The sequence below is a fragment of the Citrobacter sp. Cpo069 genome (assembly GCF_030332785.1).
GTDB classification, from domain to species: Bacteria; Pseudomonadota; Gammaproteobacteria; order Enterobacterales; family Enterobacteriaceae; genus Citrobacter; species Citrobacter portucalensis.
Window position 1 is genome coordinate 133,897 of record NZ_JAOWHD010000044.1, and the last position, 11,353, is coordinate 145,249.

10 protein-coding genes and 1 pseudogene are annotated in these 11,353 nt (G+C 44.2%); 2 read left to right on the forward strand and 9 right to left on the reverse strand.

Going from position 1 to position 11,353, the window contains the following annotated elements; all coding sequences use genetic code 11:
* Window positions 1–11: 11 nt before the first annotated feature.
* A complete protein-coding gene (gene def, locus OGY08_RS07955) occupies window positions 12–464 on the forward strand; it encodes a peptide deformylase (RefSeq protein ID WP_016154430.1) in 453 nt (150 codons plus the stop codon).
* Here def and OGY08_RS07960 read toward each other — a convergent pair.
* The 8 genes and pseudogenes from OGY08_RS07960 to OGY08_RS07995 all read right to left on the reverse strand — a co-directional run bounded on the left by OGY08_RS07960 (window position 453) and on the right by OGY08_RS07995 (window position 10,258).
* Window positions 453–1,187 (reverse strand): annotated as a pseudogene (locus OGY08_RS07960) (IS5 family transposase). The gene def and the pseudogene OGY08_RS07960 sit on opposite strands and share 12 nt — an antisense overlap.
* A gap of 322 nt (window positions 1,188–1,509) precedes the next feature.
* A complete protein-coding gene (locus tag OGY08_RS07965) occupies window positions 1,510–2,880 on the reverse strand; it encodes a molybdopterin dinucleotide binding domain-containing protein (RefSeq protein ID WP_353622338.1) in 1,371 nt (456 codons plus the stop codon).
* A gap of 2 nt (window positions 2,881–2,882) precedes the next feature.
* The gene (locus OGY08_RS07970) at window positions 2,883–4,949 is read right to left on the reverse strand and encodes a molybdopterin-dependent oxidoreductase (RefSeq protein WP_286565854.1); all 2,067 of its coding nucleotides are present in this window, start codon (window positions 4,947–4,949) and stop codon (window positions 2,883–2,885) included.
* 149 nt (window positions 4,950–5,098) lie between these two features.
* A complete protein-coding gene (gene cueR, locus OGY08_RS07975; protein ID WP_023336667.1) occupies window positions 5,099–5,533 on the reverse strand; it encodes a Cu(I)-responsive transcriptional regulator in 435 nt (144 codons plus the stop codon).
* A 219-nt stretch (window positions 5,534–5,752) separates the two neighbouring features.
* Complete coding sequence (gene lpxC / locus OGY08_RS07980) at window positions 5,753–6,700, reverse strand: UDP-3-O-acyl-N-acetylglucosamine deacetylase (RefSeq protein ID WP_023302364.1); 948 nt, start codon at window positions 6,698–6,700, stop codon at window positions 5,753–5,755.
* Between the two features lie 312 nt (window positions 6,701–7,012).
* Window positions 7,013–7,282 (reverse strand): hypothetical protein, encoded by a 270-nt coding sequence (locus OGY08_RS07985; RefSeq protein WP_223175622.1) that lies wholly within the window; start codon window positions 7,280–7,282, stop codon window positions 7,013–7,015.
* Window positions 7,266–7,670: a helix-turn-helix domain-containing protein gene (locus tag OGY08_RS07990; protein WP_071532327.1), complete on the reverse strand. Its 405-nt coding sequence runs from the start codon at window positions 7,668–7,670 to the stop codon at window positions 7,266–7,268. The genes OGY08_RS07985 and OGY08_RS07990 overlap by 17 nt, the downstream gene beginning before the upstream one ends.
* A 92-nt stretch (window positions 7,671–7,762) precedes the next feature.
* Window positions 7,763–10,258: a heavy metal translocating P-type ATPase gene (locus OGY08_RS07995; protein WP_016154432.1), complete on the reverse strand. Its 2,496-nt coding sequence runs from the start codon at window positions 10,256–10,258 to the stop codon at window positions 7,763–7,765.
* 81 nt (window positions 10,259–10,339) lie between these two features.
* On the opposite strand from OGY08_RS07995, the gene OGY08_RS08000 reads away from it, so the two are divergent.
* Window positions 10,340–10,792 carry a Cd(II)/Pb(II)-responsive transcriptional regulator gene (locus tag OGY08_RS08000; RefSeq protein WP_009654812.1) on the forward strand — a complete coding sequence of 151 codons (453 nt, stop codon included), beginning with the start codon at window positions 10,340–10,342 and terminating at the stop codon, window positions 10,790–10,792.
* Window positions 10,793–10,881: 89 nt separating this feature from the next.
* Here OGY08_RS08000 and cueR (OGY08_RS08005) read toward each other — a convergent pair whose 3' ends face one another.
* Window positions 10,882–11,346 carry a Cu(I)-responsive transcriptional regulator gene (gene cueR, locus OGY08_RS08005; protein ID WP_016154433.1) on the reverse strand — a complete coding sequence of 155 codons (465 nt, stop codon included), beginning with the start codon at window positions 11,344–11,346 and terminating at the stop codon, window positions 10,882–10,884.
* Window positions 11,347–11,353: the final 7 nt, after the last annotated feature.

The following is an 11,353-nucleotide window of genomic DNA, read 5'->3' on the forward strand; positions in this document are numbered from 1 at the left end:
AGTAGCCTTGCATGTCATTATTATCAGTTTTAAAGTATCCGGATCCCAAATTGAAGATCATTGCAATGCCCGTCGAACATATTTCACCGATAACCCGGCAATTTATTAAGGATATGATTACCACTATGTACGGTACATCCAGTGTAGGTTTAACAGCAACCCAGGTTGGTGTTCACCAAAGGATTGCTGTAATTGATGTCCCTGAATCGCTGGTGCAACCAATAGTATTAATTAATCCGGTAATTGCTGAGAGTAAGGAAGAAAAAAATATCACTGAGGAAAAATGTCTTTCTATACCAGGAACCAGTCGTTTTGTATACCGTGCAGAGAAAATAAATGTCACCGCTCTTGATGCTTTTGGGAATACAATAAATTTTAGTGCAAGTGGTACTCTCTCGATCTGTATACAGCATATGATAGACCATATGAACGGGATTCTATTAACTAAGAGCCTATCTCAATAGGACTTTATTCCAGACGATAAGACCACAGGCAAAATGCAACATAGCCTCGTAATTTTCGGCCTTCTTTTTCCATCGGGTCAGAACCCGGCGAAAGCGATTCATCCAGCTATGAGTCCTCTCAACGCCCCAGAGAGGGGCTTTGAAGTCCCTGTTTTTACTGGCGTCAGACTCCTCTTTACGGGACTGAATATGTGGCTCGTAACGGCGACTCTGCAGATACGTTTTCAGCCATCCAGCTTCGTAACCTTTGTCCAGACAGAGCCTGAGTTTCCCCCCGGATGCCCCGCCTGAAGGGCATCGAGCGTATCCGCAACCAATTTGATGTCGTGCGTGTTCGCTGCTGCGACGACCAGCGACAGAGGAAGCCCCCTGGCGTCCGTCAGCAGGCTGCGCTTTACACCTTGTTTCCCTTTGTCCTTAGGATTGCGACCTGTTTTTTGTTCCTGACAGCGGCGATTTGGTCATACAACCGTCCATCGACAACCAGGACCAGTCAATGCTGTCCAGATGCTCGCAGGCAAGCAAACCGTTCTGCCAGAAGCGCTCAAAAATGCCTGAATCGTGCCACTCCTTAAAGCGCCGGTGTGCAGAACTCGATGAACATATCCCGGTGGCGTTCAGACAACCAGTCCTGAGGAAGAAGAATATGGCATCCATGGCAGCGCGGTTATCAACGCGTTTCCTGTATGTATCGAGTGGATGGCTGGTTTTGTGCTCAGGGATACCCGGTCATTTTTTTAGGCTCGATGCAGAAAAACAATGAAGTTTCAATTTTATCATTGCAAGCCTTTCATTCACTAAAACTCCTCGGCCAATCCGAAACTGGTGACTGTAGTAATTTCTTACAGGCTAAGACTTGCAGTAACTTGAAGGTAAGGGGGAGGATGATAAAAATTCATGAAGATCGCACTGAAATAATTCATTAAATCGGTTATTGAGTTGGATTGGCGCAAAATAATTAAAAATGTCTTTAAAACATAGCGTTATCCATTGAATAACATCAGACCACTAAAATGGCCTGATGTAAAGGATGCTAATACCTATCTCAGGCATCAATAGTGATATCACCGGCAGGAATGCACTGGCATGTCAAACATGCACCCTCATCAGAGGGTTCCACACCATTCAGATGCTGCACGTTCCCGGCAATCACCTTAGTTGAACAGCTTTCACATTGTCCAACACGACAACCACTAGGCATTTTAATCCCAAGTTTTTCTCCAAAATTCAGCAGAGTACCTTTATCCGTGGTCCAGATCTCTTCTCTTCCTGATTTTGCAAAAATTACTTTATGACGTAATGAGGGATCATTATTTATTTTTGTCGGAGAACGAAATATCTCGTAGAAAATAGCAAATGCAGGTACACCTCTCTCCTGAAGCCCTCGGGATATCGCATCCATCATAGGCTGCGGACCACACATGTAATAACGAGCATTATTCTCAATAAGATATGCCTCGACATCTCCCGCACCAACATAACCAGCTCTATCATAATCCAATCCTGGAATATCACAGTCGAGGGGCTGGTTGTAGATATTAATTACTTTAAGCCTGTCAATAGACGCATTTAGCTCCGCAATTCTTTTCTTAAACGCATGTAGCCTACTATTTTGATTAGCATAGAAAAGCCAGATTTCCGGACCTTCCGCTTGGGGGTTAATAGACTCCAGATAGGAAATGAATGGAGTAATTCCAATACCGCCAGCAAATATTACGACAGGCTGGACGGCATTGAGCGGGACAATGAAATTCCCCCCAGGAGGCGTAAGTTCAACATCCTTGCCTATCTGCAAATGCGTGTTTATGTAGGATGACATTATTCCTTCTACATATTCACCTTTCTCATCAGTCGCTTTCTGATGACGGACAGAAATGGAATAGGTTTTACGGTCATGAACAAACGCAGGGCCTGTCAGCGAATACGCCCGGGTAACGATCTCTTCAGAATCGCTCATCGGACAACAGCTAACAGTGATATGCTGGCCCGGTTCATAATCAGGTAAGTAGCCTTCACTATTCGATTGGAAGGTAACTGTCGTAACATTATCTGCTTCTTTTTTCAGTTCAATGACTTTGAATGTTTTACGACCTTCCCAGGGGCGTCTTATCAGCTCAAAATCATTCAAGCGGCGAATGCGGCAGCGGAATGAACGCAAAGGTAAAGCACCGCTGACTGGATCATAGCTATCACCGCTGATTAAGCTATTGTAATTGCTACTGTACTCACCTTTAACCGGGTATGAAGGTTTGCCAAAATCAGGACAAGCCTGCCACCACCCAAACTCAGCAATTACAGTTTCATGAGAGAGTTTGGCTTCCACTTTTGCTCTAAATCGAGCAAGACCTGCTCTCGTTTCAATTTCTACCCAATCCCCCGTCTTGATACCTTCTTCGTCAGCCAGAGCTGCCGAAATGTCTACCGTTGGATAAGGTGCTTTTTTCGTAGGCTAGTCAGGCTTCGATGTTGGCTATGACAGAAGAATCCGCTTTTAACGGATGTAAGCATTAGTGGATAATCAGGATCGTTGCGCTGGTATTCTTGCGGCTGTACATACTCAGGTAAAGGATTGTAACCATAGCGATGAAGGATCTCAGAGTAAAACTCTGCACGTTTTGTTTCTGTATTGAAACCTGCCAGATATCCACTATTTGGGTCTCTGAAAGCATATTTTCTGACTTTATGCTCAAGCGGGATATCGTAACCTTCTGGCTTATTTCTGAGCATCTCAACAGTCAAACCTAATGGTTCTAGTTGATAATTCCAGGCTGCCTCAATATTGCCGTCGAAGAACGCTTCATTCATTCCTAACCGGCATGCAAGATCGAAAACAATCTCAAGGTCGGAACGGCTTTCACCGCGCGGAGAGACCATTTTTTTTCTCAACTGAATGTGGTCCTGAGCAGCAGCACTACTTTCAAACCCGGTTCTTAGGCCTTCGCGCTCCCAGGCAGTGTTTACTGGCAGAAGGATATCAGCATACTTTGATGTAGGCGTTTCAAACAAATCTACATGGGCATAAAACTCAAGTGCCTCAAGCGCCTGTTGTCCGAGAGAAGTATCACTTTGTGAAAGTAATATGTTGGCACCAAAGCCAATTAACCCGCGAATTTTATAGGGTGTACCTTCTAATACTGAATGCCAGATATCCTGAGAATGAACCCAACCTTGTGAAGGCGGCCCGATAGGCCTTTCTTCAAGACCTAATGCTTTATCCCATTGTGATTTTGGCATCAGTGTCGGTGAATTAACCACATTCACCGGGTGGCTGGCATAGATTCGATTACATCCTTCCTGATCGAAACAACCGGTTAAAGCATACAGTGTCGCAATCGCACGTTCTGTTTGGGTGGCATTAGTGTGTTGTGCCACTCCAGACCAACTGTGGTAGGCGATTTTCTTGGCCCCGGCAATCAAACTCGCAGCGGCTTCAATTGATGCAACAGATACCCCGGTGATACGGCTTACGTTTTCTGGGTCATAATTAGCCAACATATCTTTAAAAGATGAAAACGCCGTTTGGCAGGAAATTTTTGCACCATCAGCTATTGCAACTTCAACATTACCCTCAAGTGCAGCTGTAGGCGTCAGCGTTTCTTCAGTTCGAGTCTCGGAATCGATAAATGTGACTTGCTGGTTGTGTTCGTCCCAAACTGTATAGCGATTACTGATGGCAAGTGGGTTAATATCTTTTTCCCGAAGAAAATAACCATTATCATTTCGAACCAACAAAGGACCATTAGTCCAGTTTCGAACAAACTCATGATTAAACAGGTTTCTTTCTACCAGGAGATGGCTTAACCCCAAAGCTAATGCACCGTCAGTTCCAGGATTGACATCAAGCCAGGCATTTGCTTCTTTCGCTAAAGGTGTCGGGCGAGGATCCACGACGATCAGTTTTGCACCGTTATTTCGACCAGTACCAATCGCACTAGCCTGGGCAAGCCAAGTATTCGCGGGGTTATGCCCCCAAAGAAGGATAAGATCGGCATGGGAATAGTCAGCAACAGGGATGCCGCAGCCAAAGGTCCATCGATGTGCAACGTCTTTATGCCAGTTACATATTTCAGTTCCATAGCTGGTGTTTGGGCTGCCATAGATACGAACAAATCGCTCTAACCATTCAATTGCATCGCTGAGGGGGGTACCGCTTGGGCTCGTAAAACCGAAAGCGACAGATTCAGCTCCGTTCTCTCGTTTAAATTTTTCCAGTTGTCCGGCTATCGTTGACATAGCCTCTTCCCAACTTATACGTTTCCAGCCCGGGTTCTCGGCACCTTTAGGATGGGTTCTCTTCATCGGGTACAGAATTCTATTTGCGCTGTCCACCAGCTCAGGTGCCGCTTTGCCCTTCATACACATGGCCTTACCATTAGGATGTTCAGGGTTGGCCCGTACCTTGATCAGGTGGTCATTTGCTACTTCATTCAACGTCCCGCAACGCGAACGGCAAAGTGTGCAATATCCGGGAATAATATCTGACATTGTAAACCTCACTACTAAAAACAGTTAATATATTTTAAAAACCACATTGCTTTCTTTTCACCCAAGAATTACTAACCCAATTAATGTTAATATCATCTTGTTTTGTGGGCGTAATTTCAGTTGAAATTACTGTCATATATGGGTAGCGGCTAAGTAATTTCAGGGCCAGAATCTGATTCCTGCAAACCGTTAACATCTGCAAGATACAGTGCACGCAAAATAGGGCATTCAGGCTTATCATCCCCTGCACAGCAATCAGAAAGCGTTGTAAGTATTGATGCCATACGCTGAAATTCTTGAATTTTTACAGTCAACTCGCGGATGTGTGACTCGACTAATTTTTTCACATCAGCGCTTTGGCGCGAATGGTTACCCCAAAGACAGAGAAGTTCTCCTGTTTGCGCCAGAGAGAAACCTAACTCCCGACATCGACGTATAAAATGCAATTTGTACACATCAATATCGCTGTACATCCGATACCCGGCTGCAGTTCTTGCAACTTCCGGTATTAATCCCGCCTCTTCGTAATAGCGGATCATTTTGGCGGAAACTCCGGATAACCGGGCAGCATCACCAATGTTCATCCTTACCTCCCAAAATGTATTCTGTTAATATCAGATCCAGTTTCAAATGACGTCGTTTCTGACACTCTTACCTTGCATACGTAGTGATACGGTTACCGTTTGGCTCATCAAGACTTAGTCGATATCCAGCCTAGACCTTCCCGTGGTGGTAAGGTCAAGAAAAAAATCATCAAGATAAGCTGTGTAAAAAACCAGATGTGACGAACATACTCATATCCCTTATGACCACATACTTAATGACTCAAAACACTCTTCTTTGGGTTTAGAAAGGATGGTTTCTCTAGTGGCATCATTTTTATATTCACCAACACTCACTAATTCCCATGATTCGACATCATTCAACAGTGCAAGCATCAACTTATTATTTAATGCATGCCCTGACTTATAAGCATGGTAGGCGCCAATAATATTATGGCCTGATACAAAGAGGTCTCCAATCGCATCCAGTGTTTTATGTCGCACAAGTTCGTTATTAAATCGCAGACCTTCCGGATTCAGAACGCTATATTCATCAAGCCCTATCGCATTGTTCAAACTTGCCCCTAACCCAAGACCTTTTTGTTGTAGAAGTTCTACATCACGAACAAATCCGAAAGTTCTGGCATCAGCAATCTCGCTAATATAGTTTTCTTTCGACACTTCAATATTTAATCTATTAGTCTCAGCAGAAATCAAGGGATGCTTAAAATCAATCATAAAATCGATCGAGAACTTTGAGTCTGGATGCAAAAGAGCCCATTTGTCGCCATCTTTTACGGAAACCGTTTTTTTTATCAGAAGATATTTTTTTAGCGCACACTGCTCTATCAAACCAGCGTGCATTATTGAGTCTATGAATCCTCTGGCACTCCCATCGAGAATGGGAAGTTCTGGAGCATCGAGCTCCACCAAGAGGTTATCAAGCCCCATGCTAGACACCGCAGAAAGGAAATGCTCGATTGTTGAAACTCGAACTCCCTGAGGGTTGATAATGCTTGTTGCCAGCATAGTGTCATGAATCTGATCGGCACGGAGCTGAATATCAACAACAGGAGTTACATCTGTTCTACGGAACCGTATGCCACTATCGGCACCAGCAGGCATGATTTTCATGTTAACGGTTTTACCGCTATGCAAGCCAATACCGTTTAATTCAACAATATTCTTGATAGTTTTTTGCTTGATCATGGAGACCTCTGTTTGCTCTAGCGACTAGGCAGAACGTCCGCAACAAGGTTCCATTGATGATTCCCCCTATTGCTCTGTTCATCGTCCTCGCTACTCTCGACTTGGTTCCATTAAAAACCATGAAGTTGATATAGGGTCAAGATTTTATACGATATACACATCAAGCATCTTGCATGAGTCGCACTGACTGACCCGGGTTAGTTACCATCATATTCTTTATGGTTGAGACCATACGGAAATCAGTGAATTAAAAATATTTATTCATCCAAAACACAAATGGTTTTAAGAAAGCCTAATGCCCTTCTTGTAAAATTATTCAAGATAGTCAAGTATGTTTTTTATATTGTCAATTAAGGCGACATGCAGGTCAGGGTCATCACATTCATCTGAATGGCAATAGGAAATATGTTGAAGTATAATTCTTTTTTTGAATTCACTAACTGTACACTCCAACTCATACACCGACCGTACGATATCAATACAAGGTTCATCATCGATTAAAAAATCCTGCATTTTATTATACTTATCAGTCAGATCTTCTATCATAGAAATTAATACGGGGTCATTAACTAACATTGGCATATCTCTCCTCATAATCTGAAAGTAAAGATGGACACAGCGCTGATAAATTCCAATTCCCTTGCTTGCGGTACCGACCGGGAGGAAGATGAAACTTGTTTTTAAAAGCTCTCGTGAAAGTTTGTTGCGAATTAAAACCATACTGAAGTGCAATGTCTAGGACTGTTCTGGAAGTCAATTTCAGATCAATCGCAGCACATGATAATCGACGAGCACGAACATATTCACCCAGCGCAACACCGGTCGTCTGTTTAAACAAACGTTGAAAATGCCATCGTGAATACCCAGACTTCTCAGCAATAAATTCTACTGGCAAGGTTGTATTCAATGAACTTTCAACCCACTGCAAAATATCTTTGACAACACTTTCAGAATATTTCCTGGTGTCCATTCTCTCCCCCCAAACCATATTCTATGAATATATTCAAACCAGAATACGGTCTCTGAGTCTGTCATCCATGAAGAACTCAGGGACCCAACTCTTTATTTTCGTAATAACCTCAGGCCATTTGCCACAACCAGAAGACTGGCACCAACATCAGCAAATACAGCCATCCACATAGTTCCCATTCCCATGAGCGTGAGTACAAGGAATACGGCTTTAATACCTAGAGCGAGGCTGATATTTTGCACGAGTAAGCTGTACGTTTGTCGGGATAATTTTACAAAGGCTGGGATTTTACGCAGGTCATCATCCATTAAGGCTACATCTGCAGTTTCAATCGCCGTATCAGTACCCATTGCGCCCATAGCAAAACCGATATCAGCTGCAGCCAGAGCCGGTGCATCATTGATACCATCACCAACCATCCCAGTGATTCCAATCCGTGAATGCTCTTCAACTGCACGATGTTTATCTTCTGGCAATTGATTCCCTCGAGCCTCATCGATTCCAACCTGAGATGCGATTGCTTTAGCTGTATGTGGGTTATCACCAGTCAGCATAATAGTTTTAACGCCAAGTTCATGAAGTTGTTCAATCGCTTCACGGCTGCTGTTTTTAACAGTATCAGCAACAGCGAACAACCCAAGCACTTGCTTACCATCATTGAGTAAAATAACTGTTTTACCCTGGCTTTCCAGCCTTTGTACTGTTGCTTTAATCTCTGATGGACAATTAAAGTGTTCTTCAGTCAAACGCAGGTTACCAAGGTAAAAATCCTTACCTGTAATCGCGCCATGCACACCTCGCCCAACAATCGCTTCAAAGCTGTCAACATCCTGCTTTTTCAAATCAGCAGAAGCATTCACAATTGCCAGTGAAACAGGGTGATCAGAGTAACTAGCGAGACTAGCTGCAGTAGTACGAACTTCACGCTCGCTCCACCCATTGAATACCATTACGTCGGTTTGTACTGGTTTCCCATAGGTAATAGTTCCTGTTTTATCCAGCGCAAGGGCTTTTAGCTTACGTCCCTGCTCAAGATAAACACCGCCTTTAATGAGAATCCCTTTGCGAGCAGCTGCAGTAAGTCCACTAACAATCGTTACTGGCGTAGAAATAACCAGGGCACATGGACACGCAATGACAAGCATAACTAAAGCTTTATAGATCCACTCCTGCCATGTTCCTGCCCCAAACAATGGTGGCAATACAGCAACCGCAACAGCAATACCCATAACGACGGGGGTATAAATCTGGGAAAAGCGGTCAACAAAACGTTGTGTAGCTGCTTTGGCGCCTTGCGCCTGCTCAACGGCATGAATGATGCGAGCAAGGGTTGTATTATTTGCAGCTGCAGTGACTTTATATTCAAAAGAGCCTGACTGATTTATTGTTCCAGCAAATACAGCATCGCCCGCAATTTTATCGACAGGCATACTTTCACCTGTAATTGGAGCTTGGTTAATGGTGGTTTGGCCTTTGACGATTTCTCCGTCGAGACCAATTCGTTCACCTGGTTTTACCCTGACAATACTGCCCGGTTGTACGCTACTGGCGTCAACTTCCTGCCATGTTCCATCAGCTTGTTGGACCATTGCAGTTTCAGGAGTCAGGTTCATCAGGGAACCTATTGCATTTCTGGCTCTATCAAGTGATTTGGCTTCTATCAGCTCGGCAATGGTGAATAACACCATAACCATCGCCGCTTCTGGCCACTGCCCAAGGACCAAAGCCCCAGTAACGGCAATACTCATTAGTGCATTGATATTCAAGTTGCCATTGCGAATCGAAATCCAACCTTTTTTGTAGGTTGTCAGACCACAAGAAAGCACTGCTATCAAAGCCAACCCAGCTTCTAGCCAGTCAGGCATATCAGCCCAGTGCATCACTTCGGCTGCAAGAGCAGCTACGCCAGCAAGAGCTAATGGCCACCAGGGCTTTTTTTTCTCCTGGGTATTTTTCTTGCCGCTAGTATTATCAGAGACTTCTGGCGCGAATCCCAACGAGCGAATTGCAGCCATGATAGCTTCAAGCGAATCCGGTGTATGGGTTACAGTCAAAACACGCTGCATCAGGTTGAAATCAAGCTCTTTAACAGCGCTCATTCCACCCAGTTTCTTTTTGATAAGATTTTCTTCAACAGGACAATCCATCTGCATAATGCGAATTTCTGTCCGTAATCCACCAGCCACAACCTGCGAGCCCCCTAGGCTACTCAATTGTTCTGGAGCAGCGGAGCAACAATCCCCCTCATGGCCGTGATCGTGGCCTTCATGAGAATGCTCTTGCGCGGCATGAGCATGGTTACATCCCTTATGATTATGCTCATCATGCGAATGCCCTTCGCCGCCATGGCTATGGGCATCATGATTATGGCCTTCATGGTTATGGCCTTCATGGTTATGACCTTCATGGGAATGATCATCACTGCATTTCTTGTGATTATGAGCCTGCTGATCATGTGCATGATCATTTGCTTTATGTGATTCACCAGTATTCTTAACCCGGAGTCCTGTCCCTAAATTGAACGTTTCACAGCAACTAGCCGCTTCGTCTCCTGCAGGGTTTTTGCTATTTTTTACACCACCACTCATTTTCATTGCCTCATCTGTTAACTATACTGACGATTAAAGACCCTAATCTAACTAGAGGGTCAAGCGCATAAGGGGGGAGGCATGAAAATTGGTGAATTGGCCCGTAAGGCGGATTGTCCGGTGGAAACTATTCGGTACTATGAGAAAGAAGGATTACTTCAGGCTCCATTAAGAGATATTGAAAATAACTATCGCCGTTACAACAATACTCATCTGGAAAAGTTATTATTTATCCGACGCTGCCGCTCTCTTGATATGACCCATGAGGAAATACGTGCATTGCTACTGGCAATGAATAATCACGGTAAAGACTGTGGCCCCATTGATGCAATAATCAGTGCCCATCTCACTCATGTTCAGCATCGTATTAAAGAATTAATAGCCCTGGAAATACAACTCAAAGAACTTAATAACTATTGCAGCTCAGACCGGAGCGTGGACGAATGCGGGATAGTACAGAAATTGACTGCTGATGAAGAGAATGGTGATCTTCCTTTAACCGTACCAACTGACCACTTGGGGGGTGTGCATTAGTGGTGTGCGCTTATAAGTTGATTAGACTGATGGCGTAACACAAGCCCATACAGCTTTGTGCTACGCCATCATGCCCTTAAAATAAGGGGTCAGGCTTTTTCCATTTCGTTACCACGAGAACGACGTTGCACTGCCCCTTCTCTCTTACCGGGATGGCTTTTAGCATCAGCGGTCATTAATGTCTGGAGTATTGGGCATTCAACTCGCTCATCCCCAGCACAGCTTTTGATCAGAGCTCTGAGTGTATCTGCCATTCGTCGCATATTTTCCATACGTCGCTCTAAATCATCCATATGCTCTTGTGCCAGACGTTTAACATCGGCGCTCTGGCGAGATTTGTCATTCCATAACTTGAGCAAATCGGCTATCTCTTCAAGAGAAAAACCAAGATCGCGCGCACTGCGGATAAAAATCAGACGATGGACATCATTGGGTGCATAATCACGGTAGCCCGCTTCGGTACGGCCAGTAGCAGGAATCAGACCAATTTGCTCGTAATAGCGAATCATCTTTGCGGAGATTCCTGATTCGTTCGATGCTTTACCAATGTTCATAGCTCCC